Raw genomic sequence first — 22,213 nt, forward strand, 5'->3', positions numbered from 1 at the left:
CGCTGCACGCATATGGTGCGGGCTGACCCGGGTCGCTCACCCGTCGGCGAGTGCAGCGGCAGCAGCCGAACGTGCCGCATCGGCCGAAGGAGCGCCGACCGCGGCGGCCGCGGCCCGTGCGCACTCCACCGAGGACAGCTCGCTCAGCTTCGCTGCCACCCGACCCAGCGACCGTGGAGCCATCGATAGCGAGGTCACGCCCAGTCCGACCAGCACGGGAGCAAGTGCCGGGTCACCGCCGGCTTCGCCGCACACCCCCACCGGCTTGCCCACCGCACGGCCTGCCTCGCCGACGGCGGCGATGAGACGAAGCACCGCAGGCTGCCACGGATCGTTCAGATCCCCCAACTCGCTGAGCAGTCGGTCGGCCGCCATCGTGTACTGCGCGAGGTCGTTGGTACCCAGGCTCACGAAGTCGACGACCTCGAACAGTTCGGCCGCGAGCAGGGCCGCCGACGGGGTCTCGATCATGATGCCGACCCGGTCCAGCCCCGCCGCCCGGCACCGATCGGCGAACTCCGCGGCCTCGTCGACCGTCGCGACCATCGGCGCCATCACCTCGACCACAGCCTCCTCCTCGGCGGCCGCCCGTGCGAGAGCCCGCAGCTGGTCGTCGAGAAGCTGCGGTCGACGTCTGGCGATCCGCAGACCGCGGACCCCGAGCGCCGGGTTGTCCTCGCGGTCCGCGTTGGCGAAGGGCAGCGGCTTGTCGCTGCCGGCGTCGAGGGTGCGCACCACGACCTTGCGTCCGGGGAAGGCCGCCAGCACCCCTCGATAGGCGGCGATCTGCTCGTCGACGCTCGGGGCGTCCGTGCGATCGAGAAAGCAGAACTCCGTGCGGAAGAGGCCGATGCCCTCCGCCTGGGCCGAAGCGGCGTTCGTCGCGTCCGCCGCACCCCCGACGTTCGCGAGGAGCGGGACGCGCTGCCCGTCGGCGAGCGCGCCTGCACCGTCGAACTCGAGGACCGTCGCCGACGCTCGCGCCTCGGCGACACGGGACGGCGCAGGCTCGACCTCGACCGTTCCCCGGTCACCGTCGACGAGCACCGTGACTCCGGCCGGGATCGCTTCCGCGTCCGCGAGACCGACCACGGCGGGAAGACCGAGGGAGCGCGCGATGATGGCGGTGTGCGAGGTCGGCCCGCCCTGCGCGGTGACGAGGGCGATGCATCCTCCGCCGGCGAGCAGCGCGGTGTCGGCGGGGGCGAGATCCGTCGCCACCAGCACGAAGGGCTCATCGCGCTCGGGCACGCCCGGCATGTCGACCTGGAGGATCTCGGCGATGATCCGGTCGCGCACATCACGGATGTCGGCGATGCGCTCGGCCATCCGCCCTCCCAGCGCGGCGAGCGCCTTCTCATGGACGACAGCCGTCTCCCAGACCGCACGGGCCGCACTGCGTCCCTTCGATCGCACGAGCGCCGTGGCCTCGGACACCAGCTCCGGATCGGACGCCAGGAGCCGGGAAGCGTCGAGGATCGCCCTGGTCTCCCCCGTCGCCTGCGCGGTGCGCGAGCGGAGCTGATCGGCCACGGCGACGGCCGCCCACTCGATCGCTGAGACCTCGGAGTCCCGGTCGGCCTCGGGGACGACCGTGGTCGGGTCGGGCTCGGGAAGCGGGGGCGCGAGGTGGACCACGGGCGCGGCGACGCGGCCGGAGCTCACTCCTCGTCCGCGAAGCACCGTGCCTGGCGGGACCGCACGCGCGGGCTCCCCCTCCCGCGACGACGGCGCACCGACCGCGGATGCCTCTGCGGCTCCGGTCACCCCGGAAGGCGGTGCGACCGCCGTCTCGGGCGGTGCCTGCTCCGTCCCCTCGCCGAACCCGTCGTCGAACAGAGCGACCAGCCGATCCAGTGCCTCCGTCGCGTCATCGCCACGAGCGGTCAGCTCCAGCTCATCGCCCTGGCGCGCGCCGAGCACGAGCAGGCGCGTCAGGCTCGCGGCGGCCGCATCGGGGCCGTCGGGAAGCCGTCGCAGGCGTACGTCGGCCCCGGCGGCGGCCCGGGCGATCAGGGCAGCGGGACGCGCATGGACGCCGAGCGGATTGCGGACGCGCACCCGACGCACCTGCACGTCACCGTCCGCCTGCGGCACAGCCGGTGCGTCGGCCATCTGGTCTTCCCCGGCGCCGAGCGCGCCGGTCTTCACCCCGAGCGCCGCCGTGGCTTCGGCAGCCACCTGATCCAGCGTCCCGCCCGCAGCAGCGGACACGACGGCGGCGAGCAGTCCCTCCACGAACGGTGCCGGGGCGAGCCGCACCGGCACCGCACTCGATCGCAGCTCGAGGGCGAGCTCGGCGCTGAGCACGGCGGATCCCAGATCCATGAGCACGAGCACGCCCTCGCAGTCCGCCGCGAGCTCATCGATGGCCGCGGCCACCGCGACGGCATCGGTGCCGAGGATCGGTGCCCCCTCGGCGTCGACACCCGCTCCGGCCGCGACCTGCACGCGCACTCCCCCGTCGTGCACCATCTGCAGGGCAAGCTCCAGTGCCGCCTCCCCGAGCCGTGCGCTGTGGGAGACGGCGACGATGCCGATCATCAGGCCGTGCCCGCGACCGCTGCGGCGAGCGTGTCGAAGAGGATCGCCGTGGAGGCCGCCCCCGGGTCGAGGTGCCCCGCGCTGCGCTCCCCGAGGTAACTCGCCCTGCCCTTGCGGGCCACCAGCGGCAGCGTGGCATCGCGTCCGGCTGCCGCGGCGTCCGCGGCGGCCCTGGTCGCCTCGGCGACAGAGGATCCCGCGGCGAGTGCCGCGTCCATCGCGTCCACCGCCGGCGCCATCGCGTCGAACATGGTCTTGTCCCCCGCTTCCGCCTTACCGCGTGCGACGATGCCGTCGAGTCCTGCCCGCAACGCAGCCGCAAGAGCGGGGCCGTCGAGTTCGGACACCGGCCCGGCCGCCATTCCCGTCCGCAGGAAGAAGGTGCCGTAGAGGGGTCCGCTGGCTCCGCCGACGGAACTCACCAGGGTCATGCCGACGGTCTTGAGCAGTTCGTCGACCTTTCCGGGTGCGCCCGCGGAGAGCTTCTCGCCGACGGCGCTCATACCGCGAGCCATGTTGGCTCCGTGGTCGGCGTCACCGATGGCCGAGTCGAGTTCGGTGAGCCAGTCGCGCTTCTCGGTGACGGCGGCACCGAACCGGGCGACCCAGTCGGCGAGCACGACGGTGTCGACCGCGCCCATCAGACGCCCCACCGCAGACCGGGAGTGTTCACCGGGGCATCCCACAACCGCAGCAGCTCATCGTCCGCCTTGAGCAGGGTGACCGAGCACCCGGCCATGTCGAGCGACGTGATGTAGTTGCCGACGAGGTTCCTGGCGATCTGCACGCCCGACTTCTCGAGGATCGCCGCGACCTCGCCGTACATGAGGTAGAGCTCGATGAGCGGCGTAGCCCCCATGCCGTTGAGCATCACGATCGCGGGTCCTGCGGCGTCGAGATCGGCGAGGATCGGCTCGACCAGCTGCCGGGCGATCTCGGATGCCGGAGCGAGGGGTTCGCGGTGACGCCCGGGCTCGCCGTGAATGCCGATGCCGATCTCCATCTGATCGTCCGGAAGGTCGAACGTGGGCTTGCCTGCGGCGGGCACGGTGCAACTGGTGAGAGCCATGCCCATCGAGCGCCCCTGTCCGTTGACCTTCTTGGCCAGCTCGACGACGGCGGCGAGGTCCCGCCCCTCTTCCGCGCCCGCTCCGACGATCTTCTCGAGCAGCACGGTGAGGCCCACCCCGCGGCGACCGGCGGTGTACAGCGAGTCCTGCACGGCGACGTCGTCATCCACGGTGATGCTCCCGACCTCGATCCCGTCCATCGCGGCGAGCTCGGCGGCCATCTCGAAGTTCAACACGTCGCCGGTGTAGTTCTTCACGATGTGCAGCACACCTGCGCCGCGATCCACGGCCTGGGTGGCCACCTGCACGCGATCGGGGGTCGGGGAGGTGAAGACCTCGCCGGCGACCGCCGCATCCAGCATCCCGGTGCCGACGAACCCGCCGTGCAGCGGTTCATGGCCGGAGCCGCCACCGGAGACGATCGCGACCTTGCCCTGGGCCTTGGGCGTGGCTCGGGTGATGACATGGTTCTCGAGGTCGACGGAGAGCTCCGGATGAGCGAGGGCGACACCCTTCAACGATTCGACGAGAACGTCTTCCGGGGCGTTGATGAGCTTCTTCATCATTCGATCTCCTTTGATCCTTCGAGGTCTCTTTCGCAAAAAATCCGAAAGCAATTCGTTAATGTCGAATATGCTCGGACCCTGCCGGGTTGTCAAGATCAATCGTGAAGCCCGGCTCCATCGGCTCCGGCTCGACGACGCACCGGAAGGAGGCCTCACCGTGATCCAGGCGATCGACCGCGCGGCGAAGATCCTCGAACTGCTCCAGGGAGCACGCCACCTCGGCATCACCGACCTCGCGGCGGCACTCAGCCTGCCGCCGTCGACCGTGCACGGGATCGTGAAGTCGCTGCGGTCGCACGGACTCGTCGCGAAGGAGCGGGGCGGCCAGCGCTACATGCTCGGTCCGACTCTCCTGCGCCTGAGCAACGTCTACCTCGACACCCTCGACGTACGCGCCAGGGCGATGAGATGGACGCAGGAACTCGCGCGCCGCACCAACCTCTCGGTACGGCTGGGCGCACCGCACTTCACCGACGTGCTCGTCATCCATCACAACCTGCGACCCGACGACAGCCAGCAGATGCTCGAGACCGGGGTGGCCATCCCCGCCCATGCCTCGGCGATGGGCAAGGTCCTCCTCGCCTACGACCTGGGTTTCCAGCAGAGCGTGTTCGAACAGCCGCTGCGCAGCCTCACCGGCGACACGATCACCGACGTCGCTCGGCTGACCCTCGAGCTGCCGGCCATCGCCGAACGCGGCACGGCCGGAGAGTTCGACGAGGCGGTGCTCGGCGAGTCCTCGATCGCCGCCCCCGTCGCTGACGCGTCGAACGACATCGTCGCCGCGGTCGCCGTGGTGCTGCCCACATCGCAGACACCCGCCTCGGACGCGATCCTCAATGCCCTGCGCGAGACGGCACGGAACGTCTCCCGCGAACTCGGCGCGACCACCTGGCCACCGCGCGTGGCGCCCGCCGACGATTGACGTCCGCGCGTCCGATCCGGTGCGGCGGATCAGCACTCGCCCGACGAACCGGCGCTCGCCGACGCCTCCTCCACCCAGCCGCTAACTCCGCTCAGCCGCGAAGCGCGAGGGCGAACGGCAGGACCGCGGTCGCCCCGGCCTGACGGAGAGTCCGGGCCGCGACCGTCATCGTCCATCGACTGTCGACAAGATCGTCCACGAGCAGCACCGGCCCCGACGGCACGTCGAGGTGCTGCGCGCTGAAACGGTCCCACAGCCCGGCGAGACGGAAGACGCTGTTCCCGCCCGGTCCGCCGGAGGGCCCGCCGCCGACGGGTTCGAGCGCGCCGAGGGAGGGCAGACGGCCGACGTCGGCGAGCCCGCGGGCGAGCGAGTCGACCAGTAGCGGGTGCGAACGCGATGGCATCGCGACGACAGCCACCGGGCGCTCCTCCCAGCCCCATCCGGCGAGCACGCGGACGCAGGCCTGGAGCAACTGCGGGGTCACCGCGGCGTCGGGCGCGCCCGCGGCAAAGATCTCGCGCAGCGCCCCTCCCCAGCCCAGGTCGGTGAGGCGCGCCAGTGCTCGCCCCTCGGCAGCCTGCTCGTCGGCGGGGATGCGCCCCTTGACCGGCACCTCGAGCCGATCGGCTCCGGTCGGCCAGGCACGACGAGGCTCGATCGGCACACCGACACGGTCGAGCGACTCCGCGGCCTGCGAGCTCGCGGATTCTCCGATCTCGCGAGGGAACCATCCGCCCGCGCAGTTGTCGCACCTTCCGCAGGGCGCGGCCGTGTCGTCGTCGAGGGCACGCTGCAGGAACTCCATACGGCAGCCGTCGGTCTGCTCGTATTCGATCATGTGCTGCTGCTCGGCGAGACGCTCGGCGGCGATGCGCTCGTAGCGCTCGGCGTCGTAGGTCCACGGCTCGCCGGTCGCGACCCAGCCGCCCTGCACGCGCCGCACCGCGCCGTCGACGTCGAGGACCTTCAGCAGCAGCTCGAGCGGCGTGCGGCGGATGTCGACCATCGCTTCGAGCGCCGGCGTCGAGATCGGAGCATCGCCGAGCGCACCGATCACCCGCTCCGCCCGCTCCTTGTCGGGCATCGACGCCGTCGCGAAGTAATGCCAGATATCGCGATCCTCGACGCCGGGGAGCAGCAGCACGTCGGCGCTCTCACTCGCGCGACCGGCACGGCCGACCTGCTGGTAGTAGGCCACCGGCGACGAGGGCGCACCGAGGTGGAGCACGAATCCCAGATCGGGCTTGTCGAAGCCCATGCCGAGCGCACTCGTGGCGACGAGCGCCTTCACCTCGTTGCGCTTGAGCATCCCCTCGGACTCGGCGCGTTCATCGGTGTCGGTCTGTCCGGTGTAGGCCCGCACGTCGTGTCCGTGGTCTCGCAGCAGCCGGGCGGTGTCGACGGCGGCCGCGACGGTCAGCGTGTAGATGATGCCGGATCCGGGAAGATCGTCGATGTGGCTGAGCAGCCACGCGAGACGACTCGCCGAATCGCGCAGGCGGAGCACCCCCAGACGCAATGAGGTGCGGGCGAGCGGGCCGCGGATGGTGAGCACCGGCTCGGCGTCGCGGTCACCGCTCTGGAGACTGCCGAGCTGCTCGGCGACGTCTGCCACGACCCGGCTGTTCGCCGTCGCGGTGGTCGCCAGCACCGGCACGTCGGCGGGCATCTGCGCGATCAGGTCGCGCAGCCGCCGGTAGTCGGGACGGAAGTCGTGTCCCCAATCGCTGATGCAGTGCGCCTCGTCGACGACGAGCATGCCGATGCGACGCACCAGCGCCGGCAGCTGCTGCTCGCGGAACGCGGGGTTGTTCAGCCTCTCCGGCGAGACCAGCAGCACATCGACCTCATCGCGGTCGAGCTGCCCGAGCACCTCGGACCATTCGTGCGCGTTGGTGGAGTTGATCGCGACCGCCCTCACCCCGGCACGTTCGGCCGCGGCGATCTGGTCGCGCATGAGCGCGAGCAGCGGCGACACCAGCACGGTCGGCCCCGCCCCCTGTCGACGCAGCAGCAGGGTGGCGACGAAGTACACCGCGGACTTTCCCCAGCCGGTGCGCTGCACCACGAGCGCGCGCCGACGCCCCTCGACCAGCGCCTCAATCGCCTCATACTGCCCGTCGTGGAAGTCGGCGTCGGGGCGGCCGACGAGTTCGCGCAGCGCCGCGCGTGCGGCCTCGCGGGTGTCGGCGGGAGCTGCGAATGTCATGCGCCCACTCTGCCCCACGCCGCCGACACGACGACGTCGTCATCCACAGGTTCGCCGAGCCGTCGGCGAGTCCCGTCGTCTAGCGTGAGGAGATGATCACACGCGAGCTCGCCGTCGCCCTGCGAGACTCCGGACTCGTCTGGCATCCCGCCGAGGGCGACCGCTTCCAGCTCGACCTGCCGGACGAGGTGGAACTCGAAGCGGAGGCCGAGGTCTTCACGGTCAGCGAGATGACGATCGAAGCCCGCCAGACGCCGAGCGGCACCGATCTGGCGTTCAACGGCACCACGGAATGGGCGCTCGACGCGGTGACCCTCGCGGATGCGGTGTGGCTGCCGCGGGAGGATCAGCTGCGCGACCTGCTCCGGGGCGCCTTCCGCGCGCTGGTGCGCCTCGAAGACGCCTTTCGCGTCGACGTCGAGATCGGTGGCCATGTGATCGCCTTCGAGCACCCCGATCCCTCGGAGGCCTACGGCCGGGCGCTCCTCGAGCTGATCTCGCGCTCGCACTGAGCAGGTGCCTTGAAACCGGCCGTGCTCTGTGTCAGAATTACCTAACGATCGGTCAGTAAAGTTGGCCGGAGGCCGAGGAGTCGACGATGACCAGTCCCGCAGACCTGTCCCTGGTGGGCGAGCTCTCCGATGAGGAGCGTCTCTTCGACGAGCTCATCGCGAACGAGCAGCGCATCGAGCCCCGCGACTGGATGCCCGATGCCTACCGCAAGACGCTGGTGCGGCAGATCTCCCAGCACGCGCACTCCGAGATCATCGGCATGCAACCCGAGGGCAACTGGATCACACGCGCGCCGAGCCTCAAGCGCAAGGCGATCCTGATGGCGAAGGTGCAGGACGAGGCCGGCCACGGTCTCTACCTCTACTCCGCGGCGCAGACCCTGGGCACCACGCGCGACGAGATGATGGATCAGCTCATCAGCGGCAAGGCAAAGTACTCGTCGATCTTCAACTACCCCACCCCGACCTGGGCCGACATGGGTGCGATCGGCTGGCTCGTCGACGGCGCCGCGATCTGCAATCAGGTGCCGCTGTGCCGGGCCTCCTACGGTCCGTACGGCCGCGCCATGGTGCGCGTGTGCAAGGAGGAGTCGTTCCACCAGCGGCAGGGCTTCGAGATCCTGCTCACGCTGATGCAGGGCAGCGCGGAGCAGCGCGAGATGGCACAGGATGCCGTGAACCGCTGGTACTGGCCGAGCCTGGCGATGTTCGGGCCACCCGACGACCAGTCCCCGAACTCGGCGCAGTCGATGAAGTGGAAGATCAAGCGGTTCTCGAACGACGAGCTGCGCCAGCGGTTCGTCGGCATGCTCGTGCCCCAGGCCGAGATCCTCGGGGTGACGTTGCCCGACCCCGATCTGCGCTTCGACGAGCAGACCGGCCAGTATGTGATCGGCGAGATCGACTGGGACGAGTTCTTCGAGGTGGTGCGCGGCAACGGGCCGTGCAACGCCGAGCGACTCGAGCGCCGACGCACGGCCCACGAAGAGGGCGCCTGGGTGCGCGAGGCCGCCGCGGAGTATGCCCGCAAGCAGTCCCTCGAGACGAAGGCGGTGGCGTGATGGCGACACCGGGCGCGGATGAGCGCGAACCCTGGCCGCTGTGGGAGGTGTTCGTGCGCGCCAATCGCGGGCTCAGCCACGTGCACGTCGGCTCGCTGCACGCGCCCGACGCCGAGATGGCGATCCGCAACGCGCGCGACCTCTACACCCGCCGCGGCGAGGGCGTGTCGATCTGGGTGGCGCCCGCCGACGCGATCACCACGAGCGATCCCGACGCCAAGGGCGCATACTTCGAGAGCCCCGCGGGCAAGAACTACCGCCACGCCGTGTACTACACGGCTTCCGAGGGAGTGCCGCACCTGTGAGCACACCGCACCCGACCACCGCGCCCGAGGACGTCGACGTTCACGGCGACATCCACGGCGACGTCTCGGTCGACGAACTCCGCCTCTCGCAGGAGCTCTCCGGCACCGGCGCGGTGGCCACGTCCGCCGACATCGCCGAGTACGCACTGCGCCTCGGAGATGACGCCCTCATCCTCTCCCAGCAGCTGGGCGCCTGGATCTCGCGGGCCCCGGAGCTGGAGGAGGACGTGGCCCTGGGCAACATCGCGCTCGACCTGCTCGGCCACGCGCGCTCGTTCCTGCACTACGCGGGGTCGTACGACGGCCGCAGCGAAGACGACCTCGCCTTCTTCCGCGACGAGCCCGAGTTCCGTTGCGCGTGGATCGTGCAGCAGCCCAACGGCGACTTCGCCCAGACGATCGCCCGACAGTTCGTCGTGGCGACCTACATGTTCGAGCTCTACACGGCGTTGCGCGGCAGCAGCGACGAGACCTTCGCCGCGATCGCCGAGAAATCGCTCAAGGAGGTCGACTACCACCGCGATCACGCCGTGCAGTGGATGCTGCGCCTCGCGGGTGGCACCGAGGAGTCCCGCACCCGCATCATCCGGGCGATCGGTGATGTCTGGCCGTACGTCGACGAGCTGTTCCGCGACGATGAGCTGATCGAGCGACTCGGCGATGCGGCCGTGTCCCCGTCGCGCCTGCGTCCCGGGTTCGACGGCGTGGTCGCGACCGTCTTCACCGAGGCGGAGCTGACGGTTCCCGACGTCATGTCGTCGTCGGCGGGCGGGCGTCGCGGCGCGCACGCGACCCCCCTCGGCCACATCCTCGCCGAGATGCAGGTGCTCGCGCGACGGCATCCGGGGGCGACATGGTGACTCTCACTCCGACGCAGGCCGCCTGGCGGATCGCCGCTTCCGTTCCCGACCCCGAGGTCCCCGTCCTCACGATCGAGGACCTCGGCGTGCTCCGTGCGGTCGAGGTCGACGGCACCCGGGTGCACGTCGACATCACGCCGACGTACAGCGGCTGCCCCGCGATGGACACGATCCGAGACGATGTGATCCTCGCCCTCACCGCCGCCGGCTTCGACCGGGTCGATGTGCGGCTCGTCCTCTCGCCCGCCTGGACGACGGACTGGATGACGGAAGCCGGCAAGACGAAGCTCGCGGAGTACGGCATCGCGCCGCCCTCCGGCCGCGCCGCCGTCTCGACCGGGCCGATCCGCCTGGCGCTGAGCGTGCGCTGCCCGCGATGCGGGTCGCTCGACACCCGCGAGGTCTCCCACTTCGGCTCGACCTCGTGCAAGGCGCTCTTCGAGTGCCGCGCCTGCCTCGAGCCCTTCGACCACTTCAAGGTGCACTGACATGTCGCTCTTCACCTCGGCGCCCGCGCCCTCGCCGCGGACGACCGCCGCACGCGCGACCTCCCCCCGGAAGCGCGCCCGTTTCCACACCCTCGTCGTCGACGACGTGCGTCCGCTCACCGAGGATGCCGTGGAAGTGACGTTCACGGTCCCGGCCGCGCTCGCCGACGAATACGACCACCTTCCCGGTCAGTACGTCGCCCTGCGCACCACCCTCGACGGCGTCGAGGTGCGGCGCTCCTACTCGCTGTGCCGCGCACCGGAGCATCGCGACGACGGACAGGACACCCGGCTGAGCGTCGCCGTTAAGCGCGACGAGGGCGGACTCTTCTCCACGTGGGCGCAGACAGGCCTGCACGCCGGCTTCGAGATCGACGTCATGAGCCCGCAGGGCACCTTCACCTCGGCGCTCGACGACCTCGACGACCGCCATGTGGTGGGGATCGCCGCCGGCTCCGGCATCACGCCGCTGATGGCACTCGCGCACACGGTGCTGAACCGGTCGGACACGTCGCGGTTCACCCTGCTCTACACGAACCGCGCGACGCTCGACGTGATGTTCCTGGAAGATCTGGCCGACCTCAAGGACCGCTTCCCGACGAGGCTCGTGCTCCACCACGTGCTGTCCCGAGAGCAGCGGGCGGCTCCTGTGCTGTCCGGACGCATCGACGAGGAGAAGCTCCGCACGATCCTCGGCACCCTCATCCCGCCCGCGACCGTCGATGAATGGTTCCTGTGCGGACCTCTCGCGCTGGTCGACCTCTGTCGCGAGGTGCTGGCCGATGTCGGGGTCGATCGCTCGCACATCCGCTTCGAGCTGTTCACGACCGGTGATGAACCGGCACGTGCGGCCCGGCCGGTGCAGGTGCGCGCCGGCGAGAAGACCGTGCGCATCGAGGTCACGCTCGACGGTGTCTCCTCGACCGTGGAGAGCCCGGTGGATGCACACGAGTCGGTGCTCAACGCGGCGCTGCGCGTGCGGCCCGACGCTCCGTTCGCCTGCGCGGGCGGCGTCTGCGGCACGTGCCGCGCGCGCGTGATCGAGGGCAGCGTGACCATGACCGAGAACTACGCGCTCGAGCCCGACGAGCTCGAACGCGGATTCGTGCTCACCTGCCAGTCCCACCCGACCAGCGACCGCGTGGTCGTCGACTACGACGTCTGACCCCGGAGGCCCCATGATCGACCTCACCATCGCCGACGACGTCGCCACGATCGTGCTGAACGCGCCGTCGAAGCGGAACGCCCTCGATGAACAGGGGCTGGCGGAACTCGACACCGCATATGTCGAGGCGGAGACGGCGGGCGTGCGGGCCCTCGTGCTCCGTGGCGAAGGACGCGGGTTCTGCGCTGGGCGGGATATCTCCGGCGTCGACCCGCGGGATGACGATGTGCTCGGCTACCTCGGCGGCCTCGTGACGCCGTTGCTGCAGCGGATGTCCCGGTTTCCCGCGCCGACGTTCGCCGTCGCGCACGGTGCCTGCCTCGGGGTCGGCCTCGGCCTCCTGATCGCGACCGATGTCGTGTACGTAGCCGAGTCTGCGAAGATCGGCTCCCCGTTCGCGGCGCTCGGCGCGACGCTCGACTCCGGCGGCCACGCCCTGTTCCTCGATCGGCTCGGGGCGCACAAGACACTCGACCTCATCTACACGGGCCGCCTCATGAGCGGCGCGGAGGCCGTGGCATCGGGCCTGTTCTCGCGCGTGTTCCCGGATGACGAGGTCGTGCAGGCGACGACGGATGCCGCAGCGACGGCGGCGCGCGGTGCCACGGCGGCGTTCCTGGCGAGCAAGGAGCTCATCGCCCGCATCCGCGACGAGCGGCTCGCGCTGTGGGATGCGGTCGGCATCGAGAACGCCGCCCAGGCCGCGCTGTGCGACACCGACGACTACCGCGAGGGCTTCGCGGCCTTCCAGGAGAAGCGGAAGCCCGAGTTCCGCGGGCGCTGACGCGCCGCCCCGCTCACGCGTGCCCGAGCGGGGACACGATTCACGCGGCATCAGGCACTCGCGCCGCATCAGGCAGTTCGGGCGACGATCGGCCTGAATCGGCGCATCGGCCTGAATCCGTCTCCTGTCCAGCGTCGGTGGCCGGTGCGACAATACCGGGATGATGCTCTCCGAGGTCGTCACCACGACAGAAGAGGTCTCCGCCACGGCGTCCCGTCTCACGAAGGTCGATGCCCTGGCGCGACTGCTGGCGCGATCCGCCCCAGATGAGATCGCGACGCTCGTGGGACTGCTGCTGGCCTCCCCACGTCAGGGCCGACTCGGCGTCGGATGGCGGGGACTCACGGCCATCGAGATCGCGCACGCCGACGATCCCGCGCTGACCGTGGGCGATGTCGACGCCTCGCTCGACGCCCTCGCCGCAGCGTCCGGTTCCGGCTCGACGGCCACCCGCACGGGCATCCTCGTCGAGCTCGCGTCGCGCGCCACGGCGGCGGAGTGGGACTTCCTGGTCCGCGCCATGCTCGGCGAACTCCGCACGGGGGCGTTGTCCGGCGTGCTCCTCGACTCGATCGCGAGAGCAGCCGACCGCCCCCTCGCCCTCGTGCGTCGCGCCGCCATGCTCTCCGGCGATCTCGGCGAGACCGCCCGCATCGCACTCACCGGAGACGAAGGCGACCTCGAAGCCGTGGGTCTGCAGGTCGGACGCCCCGTCCTGCCGATGCTGGCGGCCACCGCGCCGACTCCCTCCGCCGCGCTCGAGATCACCGGCGAGGCGTCGGTCGAGTACAAGCTCGATGGCGCCCGCATCCAGGTGCACCGTCATGGCGACGAGGTCGGCGTCTACACGCGGAGCCTCGCCGACGTCACCCACCGGGTGCCGGAGCTCGTCGAGATCGTGCGCGCGCTCCCCGTCACGGATGTCATCCTCGACGGGGAGACGCTCTCGCTCGACGAGGACGGAGGGCCGCGCCCGTTCCAGGAGACGATGTCGCGGTTCGGCGCCGATGTGTCCCGCGAACTCGTCCTGCGGCCGTGGTTCTTCGATGTGCTGCACGTGGATGGGCGCGACCTGATCGACGAGCCGCTGTCCGTGCGGCTGGCCGAACTGGAACGCGTGGCCGGCGACTGGCGGATGCCCGGCATAGTGACAGACGATGCCGAAGCCGCCGAACGTCTCTCGCGCGAGGCCCTCGCTGCGGGCCACGAAGGTGTCGTGGTCAAGGCGATCGACGCGCCCTACGCGGCCGGTCGCCGAGGCAAGTCGTGGGTCAAGGTCAAGCCCGTGCTGACCTTCGATCTGGTGGTCCTCGGCGCGGAGTGGGGTTCCGGCCGCCGTCGCGGCTGGCTCTCGAACCTGCACCTGGGGGCCCGCGACCCGGAGGGCGAGTTCGGCGACCCCGGCGGGTTCGTCATGGTCGGCAAGACGTTCAAGGGGCTCACCGATGAACTGCTGAGGTGGCAGACCGCGGAGTTCCCCGAGCACGAGTCGCACCGCACCGCGTCGACCGTATTCCTGCGCCCAGAGCTCGTCGTGGAGATCGCGATCGACGGCGTGCAGCGCTCACCGCGATACCCGGGAGGCATCGCGCTGCGATTCGCTCGCGTGAAGGGACACCGCACCGACAAAACCGTCGTCGAGGCCGACACGATCCAGACGCTGCGTTCGCTGCTGCACGCGTGACCCGCGCGCAGCAGGCTCAGGCGGAGGGCGCGAGCCCCTGATCCTCTTCGCGGACGGTTCCACGGAACGACCACGGGAAGTCGATCCAGAGGTCGGTGTCCTTCCAGGCGAAGTCGGGCTGGATGATCGTCGACGGCTTGGTGTAGATCGTGACCGACCGCACGTCGGCCCCCTTGTCCTTCAGCAGCTGCACGGCCAGGGCGAGCGTGCGACCCGAATCCGCGACATCGTCGACGAGCAGCACGCGGCGTCCGTCCAGGTACGCCATGTCGAGCTCGGGAGGCAGCACCTCCGGTGCGTCGAGCACGGTGCCGATGCCGGTGTAGAACTCGACGTTGATCGCTCCGCAGTTCTTGGCGCCGAGACCGTAGGCGATCGCGCCTGCCGGGAGGAGTCCGCCGCGCGCGATGGCCACGACGACCTCGGGCATGAAGCCGCTGTCGAGGATGTTCCGTGCCAGATCGCGCGTCGCCGCTCCGAAGCCGTCCCAGGTGAGTGTCTCGCGCTCGATCTCTGCATCAGTCATTCCTGCATTCTCCCGCATTCCGCAAAGGTCTCCCGCCGGTAGACTGAGCGGGTCCGGCCCGGCCGGTGCCTGAAAAAGAGGCACGAAGCACTCCGCGAAGACGCAGAGGCGAGACACATACGGATTCCGCACTACCTCCGTCCCTGTCTCGAAAGGCTTTCGCATGCCCACCGTGTCCGCGCACGTCGCCCTCACTCTCGCCCAGCACATCGACGCCGTGTTCGGGGTGATGGGCAATGGCAACGCCTACTTCCTCGACGCGATCGAGACGCAGACGGATGCCGTGTTCACCGCTGTCCGCCATGAACAGGGCGCCGTGGTCGCGGCCGACGCCCATTTCCGGGCGTCGGGTCGGATCGCCGCCGGCACGTCGACGTACGGCGCCGGTTTCACGAACACCCTGACCGCGCTCGCAGAAGCCGTGCAGGCGCACGTGCCGCTCGTCCTCGTCGTCGGAGACGAGCCCACGTCCGGTCCCCGCCCCTGGGACGTCGACCAGATCGCTCTCGCCTCCGCCGTGGGTGCCCGCACCTATACCGTGGGGCGTGCGGACGCCGCCGCCACCACCGTCATCGCGATCGAGCACGCCCTCACCTACCGGGTGCCCGTCGTCCTCGCGATCCCGTACGACGTCGCGGCGCTCGAGGCGGGCGAGGTCCCGGAGGCGCCGTCTCCGCGCATCCCCGCTCCGCTCCCCCCGCGCGGGGAGTTCGCCGACGCGATGCTCGACGAGATCGCCGCCGCGCTGGCAGGTGCCGAGCGGCCGTTCCTGCTCGCCGGTCGCGGCGCGTGGCTGTCCGGAGCGAGCGCCGCGCTGGGAGAACTTGCCGCCGTGACGGGAGCCCTCACCGCATCGTCGGCTCTCGGCCGCGGGGTGTTCCCCGACACGCGCTACGACCTCGGTGTGACCGGCGGCTTCGGTGCCGATGGCGCGATGGAGCTCGTGCGCTCCGCCGACGTCGTCGTCGTGTTCGGTGCCGCGCTGAACCAGTTCACGATGCGGTTCGGCGAACTGTTCGCTCCGGGCACGCGCGTCTTCCAGATCGACATCGCACCGGCTGCGACACACGCGCACGTCGGAGGCTTCGTGCGTGCCGACGCCCGGCTGGCCGCGGAGGACCTCGCCGCCAGGATCGGGTCGGCCGGATCGGCGAGCCCGTGGCGCGAGACGGTCGATGTCGCGTCCGCGCGCACGTACGATGCCGGCGACGAGCTCGCTCCGGACGGACGCCTCGACCCGCGCTCCGCCGCCCGCCGCATCGCCGAGCTGCTCCCGGAAGACCGCGTCGTGGTGTCCGACGGCGGACACTTCATCGGGTGGGCGAACATGTACTGGCCGGTCGCCGCTCCCGACCGCATGATGATGGTCGGCACCGCGTTCCAGTCGATCGGGCAGGGCTGGCCGAGCGTGGTCGGTGCGGCGTTGGCACGACGGGAATCGACCGTGGTGCTGACATCGGGCGACGGCGGTGGGCTCATGGCGATCGCGGATCTGGAATCCGCGGTGCGTGCTGCCGGCGGCCGCGGCATGGCCGTGGTCTGGAACGACGCCGCCTACGGTGCCGAGGTGAACCTCTACGGTCTCAAGGGGCTGGCGGAGGGCCCGATGCGCATTCCCGAGGTCGACTTCGCGGCATTCGGCGCTGCGGTCGGCGCTGAGGGCGTGGTGGTGCGCGCGCTTTCCGACCTCGAACGCCTCGCGAGCTGGGCGGAAGAGGACCCGGCGACGCGCCCCTTCCTGCTCCTCGATCTGCGCATCTCCGGCGACGTGATCGCGCCCTACCAGCAGGAGATCATCCGCGTGAACTCCTGACCTCGGCGCATTTGCTCCGGGGATCGGTATCGGGATCGGTGTCGGGCGATGCCGGCACGACGTTGAGGCCGGGCCGGCACCGCCCGTCGGATCAACCGTGACGCCGACGCCGTCGCCACACGACGAGGCCCAGCCCCACGCCGAGCAGCAGCGCTCCGCCGAGGAGCAACGGCGTGCTGTCGGCACCGGTGGTGGCGAGGCTGTCACTCTTCACCGTCCCGCCCCCGGATCCGGGGGCTGCGGCTCCCCCGGTGCCGGGTGCGCCGCCCGGGGTACCCCCTGGCGATTCGCCACCGATAGAAGCGGTCACGGTGAGCGCGACGGTCGTCTCCGCACCATCGGGGTCGATGACGACGATGCTGTGAGCCCCGGGGGATGCGTCCGCGGGAACGGTGACGGTCGCACGGAACGCGCCCGACGCATCCGTCGTCGCCGTCCCGAGCGGCATCGGAGTCGAACGCAGCTCGATCCGCAGCGCGGTCGTGGCGGGGAAATCGGTACCCGAGATCGTGACGTCGCTTCCGGCAGCGACCGAGGCCGCGCCGAGCTGCACGTTCGGCTGCTCGGGCTCGGGCTCGGGCTTCGCGCACCCCTCGTCGCAGACCGTGAAGTTCGCCAGGACCGCCTTGTGATCGGAGGGCCAGACGGCATCCGGAGTGAAGATCTCATCGGCGCTGTCGTCGACGACGCGCGCGTTGCGCACGATGGTCGACTGTGGACCGACCACGGCCGCTCCGTCGATCGAGAGCCGCCGGTCCGGCGTCGCGAAGATGTAGTCGATACGGTCGCGCTCATCCGCTTCCGGCGCCCAGGTGAGCGATGACGTGGGGAACAGGGGGTTGTCCGAAGGCCAGGTGAAGCCCGGGTTCGCCACCGGGTCGGGGTGCACCGTGCGGAAGGCGTCGACCAGTCCCCCGTCGAGCAGCCTCTGGGTCGTCTGCCAGGGGACGACGACGCCGTTGTGATCGAAGAGACCGGCGGTGGCAGCCGTCCAGTCCTGCGAGGGTGGTTCGTTGAAGTCTCCGCCCACGATGGCGAGTCGTCCCGCCGCTCGCTCGGCGTCGATGTCGGCGACGAGATCCGCAGCAGCAGCGGGGCGGCCGGACTGCTCGTTCGCCTTCAGGATCGCCTCGACATCGGTCACGGGAGCGCCGAGCTTGCTCCAGGTGTTCCAGCCGGTCGGCCAGTCGCCGAGTACCTCGCCGCCGTACCCCCGCGGAAGGTAGGTCGTGTACCAGCGGTACTCCAGGTGACCGCCGTAGACGACCACCTCGGAGCCGTTCACATCGAGCACCGCTTTCGACCACCAGCGCCCGACCGTGTCGGTCGAGAGGATCGGATACCGCGAGACGATGCCGGTGTCGGTCGCAGTGAGGTGCTGATACCCGAGCAGTGCCGCGACCTGGGCGGGAGCCTGACCCACCTCGGGCAGGAACGTCACATCGGCATCGGTCTGCGTGATGATGTCGGCGATCTGCCGTGCCCCGTCGGCGACCTGCGTGCCGCCGTGCCACACATTGAACGTCAGCACGTTGAGGCCGCTCTTCCCCTCGATCTCCGACTTCGGCTCAGCAGGCGTGACGGGCGGCTCGGCGTCATCGTCCGTGACGGTGAGGTCGATGGGTCCGGCGAGCACGTTGTAGCCGTCGTCCTCGAGGAGATAGACGTCGTACTCCCCCGCTCCCATCGTCGACGAGTTGCGGGTCCACCCCTCACGCGTCGAAGGGTTCCAGGTGACCTCACCCGCCGCGGTGGGAACGTATCGCCAGTCCAGGGACGCCGGACCACCGGGCACCACGCCGTCGCGATAGATCCCGATCCAGTTGCGGTCGTGAACAGCCGTGCCGGCATCGAACGTGAAGGTCACGGTTTCCTCGATCGCGATGCTCGGGGAGTCGACCGCGAGCGATCCGTCCGCCGCATGTGCGGGCGGGCCCACGAGGATTCCGGCGAGAGCGATGGCGGCGCCGAGGAGAGCGAGTCGTCCTCGCTTCGGCCGGGAGGGGGAGGTCATTGCGAGGAGGTCCTTTCGAAGCGCGGTCCGTCGCGACGGTACGGGCGTCGGATGACCGGCTCGTGACCTCGAGGTGAATGCCGGTGGCGGGTGGCACGGAGAACGGCTGCCGGAGCGTCGTCGCGGGAGGTTCGAACCACCATGGGCATCGTCCGCTCCGCCGGCTCTCCCCTGGCAGACTCGGACCATGCCGGGTTTCCATCACGTCGAACTGTGGATCGCCGATCTCGACGCGGTACGCGCGGAATGGCGCTGGATCCTGCAGCGCCTCGGTTTCACGCTCGACAGCGAATGGCCCGGCGGCGAATCGTGGGTCGCCGACAGCGCCTACCTCACTCTCACGACGTCTCCGAATCTGTCGGGCTCGACGCACGACCGCCGACGTCCCGGACTCAACCATCTCGCGTTCCACGGCGGTGCGCGCGCTGCCGTCGATGCGCTCATGGCGCAAGCACCCGCCCACGGCTGGGATCCGCTCTACGCCGACCGCTATCCGCACGCCGGCGGCGACCGGCACTACGCCGGGTGGCTCGAGAACGCCTCCGGCTTCAAGATCGAGATCGTCGCCGACGCCGGGCCCTACGCTCCATAGTCGGGGAGCTGCTGCAGCGTCCAGGAGTTGCCGTCCGGGTCGTCGAACGACACGAAACGCCCCCAGTCCAGCTCCTGCACCCCGCGGGCGGAGACGCCCAGACCCTGCAGGTGGGCGAGCGCCTCATCGGCATCCGGGACCACGACCTGGATCGTGTTCTGGCTGCCCGGCTCGAGGTCGATGCCCAGGCCGGTGCCGAACGCGATCGAGCATGCCGACCCCGGTGGCGTCATCTGCACGAAGCGCAGTCCCTCGGTGGGCGTCTGGTCCCAATCGGCGTTGAAGCCGATCTTCTCGTAGAAGGCCTTCGAGCGGTCCACGTCGGTGACCGGCACGAAGATGAGTTCGATCTTCCAGTCCATCAGGTGCTCCTCCTGTCGGGCGCCGTCGCCCGTCGCCGCCAACGGTACGCGTGAGCACCGACATCCGACCAGCGACATTCGACCAGCGACATTCGACAGTGAGCGAACCGCCCCTCAGATCCACCCCTTGTCGAGGGCGATCCGCACCGCCTGCGCACGGTTCGCCGCCCCGGTCTTCCCGATCGCCGCGGAGAGGTGGTTGCGCACGGTTCCCGCTGACAGGAACACCTCCGCGGCGATCATCGCGGCGGAACGTCCGTCCACGGCGAGCCTCAGCACCTGCCGCTCCCGATCGCTCAGCGGGTTCGCGCCGTCGAACAGGCTGTCGGCGGCGAGCGCCGGATCGAGCACGCGCAAGCCGGACTGCACGCGTCGTACCGCTTCGGCCAGTTCCTCGGCGGGCGTGTCCTTGACGATGAACCCGCTGGCACCGGCCTCCAGGGCGGAGCGCAGGTAGCCGGGGCGGGCGAACGTCGTCACGACGAGGATGCGTGTGCCCCCGCTCACCTCGCGGATGCGCCGTGTCGCCTCGACTCCGTCCATCCCGGGCATCTGGATGTCCATGAGGCACACGTCCGGTCGCAGCTCCTCCGCGAGTCGCACGGCTTCCGCCCCGTCCGCGGCCATGCCGACCACGGTGAGGTCGGGCTCCAACTCGAGCAACGCCCCGAGCGCGCCCCGCACGAGAGCCTGATCGTCGGCGATCAGCAAGCGGATGCCGATGTCGCGGCTCGATGCGTTCACCAGGTCACCTCCACGCGTGTGCCCGCGTCGCCGACGGGCCCCAGGACGAACGACGCACCGGCCGCCGCCGCGCGTTCACGCATACCGCGGATGCCGTTGCCTTCCACCAGGCCGACACCCACTCCGTCGTCCTCCACCACCAGGCGTCCGGGGAGCAACCTCACCCGAACCGTTCGAGCACGAGAATGCCGGAGCGTGTTCGTGGTCGCCTCGCGGAGGATCCAGCTCGCGGTGATCGCCTGCACCGGCGACAGCGCGCTCGGCTCCCCCTCGACCTGCAGAGCGATGTCCGCCGCACGGAACGAGTCGCGAGAAGAGGCGAGCTGCTCCACGAGCGTGGTCCCTCGCGCGCCGGCCACCGTCGAGCGGACGCCCGCGATCGCCTCCGCCGTGAGCCGTTCGATGTCGGCCAGCTCGGCCTTGGCCCGTTCGGGATCGGAGTCCATCAGCCGCCGCACCAGCTGCGCCTTGAGCCCGACGACGGTCAGCGAGTGCCCGATCAGGTCGTGCACGTCGCGGGCCACCGCTTCACGCCCCTCGCTCGTCGCCAGCTCGAGGCCGAGCCTCTCCGCCTCCGCCGAACGCAGGATGAGCCACGTCGACACCGTGTTGACCACGCCGAGCAGCGCCACGATCGCGAGCACGGACAGATAGCTGATCCCCCCAGGAAGCAGGAACACGCACAGCGCCGTGACCGTGACCGCGGCGATCGTCGTGATCCAGTGCCACAGGCGTGTCAGCCCGTAGGAGGCGAACGACATGAGGAACGGCAGGAAGCTGAGCGCCGATCCTCCCTCCGCCGGGATCGAGATCACGACGCACCCGATCAGTGCGACGAACGTGATCCACTGCCTCCGCGAGGGTGCGCGACCCAGTCCGCCGCCGCCCCGCATCCCGTGCATGAAACCGGTGACGTACAGCACGACGAACGCGACCAGTGCAGCCCACCCCACCACGACCCACGGGACCGGCGCTTCCGAGCGCAGCAGCGCGATCACCGGATAGACCAGGAACACGAGCCAGATCACGGCCATCAGCCAGCCGAACCGCGCCCACGGGTCCTTCCCCGTAGCGCTGCGCGCCCCGGGAGCCGCCCATGCCGCCGGGGCCGCGCCCGCCGCCGCGAACGACGCGGCCTCGCGGGCGGACCCTGGCGTCTCTGGACTCTCCGGGTTCGTGTGTCGCGTCATCCGTCCAACCTACTGTCGCCCTGTGCCGCCGTCGGGGCCGCTACTGCCGCGCCCGGGAGCGCTTCATCCCCATCATGACGAGGAGGGCGAACAGCAGGAGCCAGACGGCGACGTTGAGGAACAGCATCCAGAGCGGATCGGTCTGTCCCGTCGTGAGCGTCCCGTCGGTGAGGGGCCACCGGCTCAGGGCGACGAAGCCGTACAGGGGGGTGAAGCGCGCGATGTCGAGCATCACACCGTCGAGCGGCATGAACACGTTGCCGAAGAACGCGAAGAACGTCATCGAGATCGAGGCGAGTGCCGCTGCCGAGTCGGAGCTGAAGAACAGTCCGACGCCGAGACCGAAGAGTCCGTACATGAGGCCGATCCCGAGGATGATGCCCGCCGTCGCGACCCAGCGCCAGGCGTCTTCCGCCTCGGCACCGGTCATCATCCCGGCGGTGAACACCGCCACCAGCGCCAGCGCCGCGAAGGCGACCGCGGTGAGCAGCTTCGTCACCGCGTATCCGGCCGTCGTGAGCGGGGTCATCGCGAGCTGGCGTCCCCACCCCTGCTTGGCCTCCGTCGCGGCGAGCGACGTGAGCGAGCTCATGGCGACCGCCGTGCCATAGGCCGCCATCGAGGTCATCACGTAGAAGGAGACGTTCCCGTGACCGGCAGAGAGCGAGCCATAGCCCATTCCGGCACCGAACAGCAGGTACATCGCGACCGGCATCGCCAGAGTGAACGCGAGCGTATAGGGGTTGCGCAGCTGGCGGAGGCCTTCGATGCGCAGCATGGTGGGTGAGACGAGCAT

At 70.2% G+C, this 22,213-nt stretch carries 21 protein-coding genes; 11 read left to right on the forward strand and 10 right to left on the reverse strand.

Translation table 11 applies throughout. The features are described from left to right. Positions 1 to 36: 36 nt before the first annotated feature. The 3 genes from ptsP to dhaK are packed head-to-tail and all read right to left on the reverse strand — an operon-like array spanning position 37 to position 4,177. Positions 37 to 2,544 carry a phosphoenolpyruvate--protein phosphotransferase gene (gene ptsP / locus ACLFA2_RS03200; RefSeq protein ID WP_426622026.1) on the reverse strand — a complete coding sequence of 836 codons (2,508 nt, stop codon included), beginning with the start codon at positions 2,542 to 2,544 and terminating at the stop codon, positions 37 to 39. After that, positions 2,544 to 3,185, reverse strand: a complete 642-nt coding sequence (dhaL, locus tag ACLFA2_RS03205) for a dihydroxyacetone kinase subunit DhaL (RefSeq protein ID WP_426622027.1) — start codon at positions 3,183 to 3,185, stop codon at positions 2,544 to 2,546. The genes ptsP and dhaL overlap by 1 nt, the downstream gene beginning before the upstream one ends. Next, positions 3,185 to 4,177 carry a dihydroxyacetone kinase subunit DhaK gene (dhaK, locus tag ACLFA2_RS03210; protein WP_029260506.1) on the reverse strand — a complete coding sequence of 331 codons (993 nt, stop codon included), beginning with the start codon at positions 4,175 to 4,177 and terminating at the stop codon, positions 3,185 to 3,187. Before dhaK ends, dhaL begins: the two co-directional genes overlap by 1 nt. 160 nt (positions 4,178 to 4,337) lie before the next feature. On the opposite strand from dhaK, the gene ACLFA2_RS03215 reads away from it, so the two are divergent. Then, a complete protein-coding gene (locus ACLFA2_RS03215; RefSeq protein WP_029260505.1) occupies positions 4,338 to 5,105 on the forward strand; it encodes an IclR family transcriptional regulator in 768 nt (255 codons plus the stop codon). A gap of 91 nt (positions 5,106 to 5,196) precedes the next feature. Here the strand turns inward: ACLFA2_RS03215 and ACLFA2_RS03220 are convergent, their stop codons facing one another. Beyond that, positions 5,197 to 7,317: a RecQ family ATP-dependent DNA helicase gene (locus ACLFA2_RS03220; RefSeq protein WP_021198805.1), complete on the reverse strand. Its 2,121-nt coding sequence runs from the start codon at positions 7,315 to 7,317 to the stop codon at positions 5,197 to 5,199. Between the two features lie 92 nt (positions 7,318 to 7,409). Here ACLFA2_RS03220 and ACLFA2_RS03225 point away from each other — a divergent pair, with 92 nt between their 5' ends. From ACLFA2_RS03225 to ACLFA2_RS03260, 8 genes are all read left to right on the forward strand, one after another. Then, positions 7,410 to 7,829 (forward strand): pilus assembly protein CpaE, encoded by a 420-nt coding sequence (locus ACLFA2_RS03225; protein WP_426622028.1) that lies wholly within the window; start codon positions 7,410 to 7,412, stop codon positions 7,827 to 7,829. A gap of 86 nt (positions 7,830 to 7,915) precedes the next feature. After that, positions 7,916 to 8,890, forward strand: a complete 975-nt coding sequence (paaA, locus tag ACLFA2_RS03230; RefSeq protein WP_021198807.1) for a 1,2-phenylacetyl-CoA epoxidase subunit PaaA — start codon at positions 7,916 to 7,918, stop codon at positions 8,888 to 8,890. Beyond that, positions 8,890 to 9,195: a 1,2-phenylacetyl-CoA epoxidase subunit PaaB gene (paaB, locus tag ACLFA2_RS03235; RefSeq protein WP_017828375.1), complete on the forward strand. Its 306-nt coding sequence runs from the start codon at positions 8,890 to 8,892 to the stop codon at positions 9,193 to 9,195. Before paaA ends, paaB begins: the two co-directional genes overlap by 1 nt. Next, a complete protein-coding gene (gene paaC / locus ACLFA2_RS03240) occupies positions 9,192 to 10,055 on the forward strand; it encodes a 1,2-phenylacetyl-CoA epoxidase subunit PaaC (protein ID WP_029265815.1) in 864 nt (287 codons plus the stop codon). Before paaB ends, paaC begins: the two co-directional genes overlap by 4 nt. Next, entirely contained in the window at positions 10,049 to 10,543 is a 495-nt protein-coding gene (gene paaD / locus ACLFA2_RS03245; protein WP_029260501.1) for a 1,2-phenylacetyl-CoA epoxidase subunit PaaD, read from the forward strand. The genes paaC and paaD overlap by 7 nt, the downstream gene beginning before the upstream one ends. Before the next feature lies 1 nt (position 10,544). After that, on the forward strand, positions 10,545 to 11,708 hold the full coding sequence (gene paaE / locus ACLFA2_RS03250) for a 1,2-phenylacetyl-CoA epoxidase subunit PaaE (RefSeq protein WP_347125161.1): 1,164 nt from the start codon (positions 10,545 to 10,547) through the stop codon (positions 11,706 to 11,708). 13 nt (positions 11,709 to 11,721) lie between these two features. Then, entirely contained in the window at positions 11,722 to 12,492 is a 771-nt protein-coding gene (locus ACLFA2_RS03255; protein ID WP_426622029.1) for an enoyl-CoA hydratase/isomerase family protein, read from the forward strand. A 160-nt stretch (positions 12,493 to 12,652) separates the two neighbouring features. Continuing rightward, entirely contained in the window at positions 12,653 to 14,176 is a 1,524-nt protein-coding gene (locus ACLFA2_RS03260; protein ID WP_426622030.1) for an ATP-dependent DNA ligase, read from the forward strand. 16 nt (positions 14,177 to 14,192) lie between these two features. On the opposite strand, the gene ACLFA2_RS03265 is transcribed toward ACLFA2_RS03260, so the two are convergent. After that, positions 14,193 to 14,702 carry a phosphoribosyltransferase gene (locus ACLFA2_RS03265; protein ID WP_021198813.1) on the reverse strand — a complete coding sequence of 170 codons (510 nt, stop codon included), beginning with the start codon at positions 14,700 to 14,702 and terminating at the stop codon, positions 14,193 to 14,195. 163 nt (positions 14,703 to 14,865) lie between these two features. Between ACLFA2_RS03265 and ACLFA2_RS03270 the strand changes: the two genes are divergently transcribed. Further along, positions 14,866 to 16,515 (forward strand): thiamine pyrophosphate-binding protein, encoded by a 1,650-nt coding sequence (locus ACLFA2_RS03270; RefSeq protein ID WP_029260498.1) that lies wholly within the window; start codon positions 14,866 to 14,868, stop codon positions 16,513 to 16,515. Positions 16,516 to 16,606: 91 nt separating this feature from the next. Here ACLFA2_RS03270 and ACLFA2_RS03275 read toward each other — a convergent pair whose 3' ends face one another. Next, positions 16,607 to 18,529, reverse strand: a complete 1,923-nt coding sequence (locus ACLFA2_RS03275) for an endonuclease/exonuclease/phosphatase family protein (protein WP_426622031.1) — start codon at positions 18,527 to 18,529, stop codon at positions 16,607 to 16,609. A 187-nt stretch (positions 18,530 to 18,716) separates the two neighbouring features. Between ACLFA2_RS03275 and ACLFA2_RS03280 the strand changes: the two genes are divergently transcribed. Further along, positions 18,717 to 19,121, forward strand: coding sequence for a VOC family protein (locus ACLFA2_RS03280; RefSeq protein WP_021198816.1), 405 nt, complete (start codon positions 18,717 to 18,719; stop codon positions 19,119 to 19,121). Here the strand turns inward: ACLFA2_RS03280 and ACLFA2_RS03285 are convergent. The 4 genes from ACLFA2_RS03285 to ACLFA2_RS03300 form a co-directional block, all read right to left on the reverse strand. Then, on the reverse strand, positions 19,109 to 19,483 hold the full coding sequence (locus ACLFA2_RS03285; protein ID WP_021198817.1) for a VOC family protein: 375 nt from the start codon (positions 19,481 to 19,483) through the stop codon (positions 19,109 to 19,111). The genes ACLFA2_RS03280 and ACLFA2_RS03285 overlap by 13 nt on opposite strands. Positions 19,484 to 19,597: 114 nt before the next feature. Then, a complete protein-coding gene (locus tag ACLFA2_RS03290) occupies positions 19,598 to 20,227 on the reverse strand; it encodes a response regulator (RefSeq protein WP_426622032.1) in 630 nt (209 codons plus the stop codon). Continuing rightward, positions 20,224 to 21,417 carry a sensor histidine kinase gene (locus tag ACLFA2_RS03295; protein ID WP_401067421.1) on the reverse strand — a complete coding sequence of 398 codons (1,194 nt, stop codon included), beginning with the start codon at positions 21,415 to 21,417 and terminating at the stop codon, positions 20,224 to 20,226. The genes ACLFA2_RS03290 and ACLFA2_RS03295 overlap by 4 nt, the downstream gene beginning before the upstream one ends. Before the next feature lie 40 nt (positions 21,418 to 21,457). After that, positions 21,458 to 22,213 (reverse strand): ABC transporter permease, encoded by a 756-nt coding sequence (locus tag ACLFA2_RS03300; RefSeq protein ID WP_136025258.1) that lies wholly within the window; start codon positions 22,211 to 22,213, stop codon positions 21,458 to 21,460.

Source organism: Microbacterium sp. As-52, assembly GCF_049949185.1.
GTDB classification, from domain to species: Bacteria; Actinomycetota; Actinomycetes; order Actinomycetales; family Microbacteriaceae; genus Microbacterium; species Microbacterium maritypicum_A.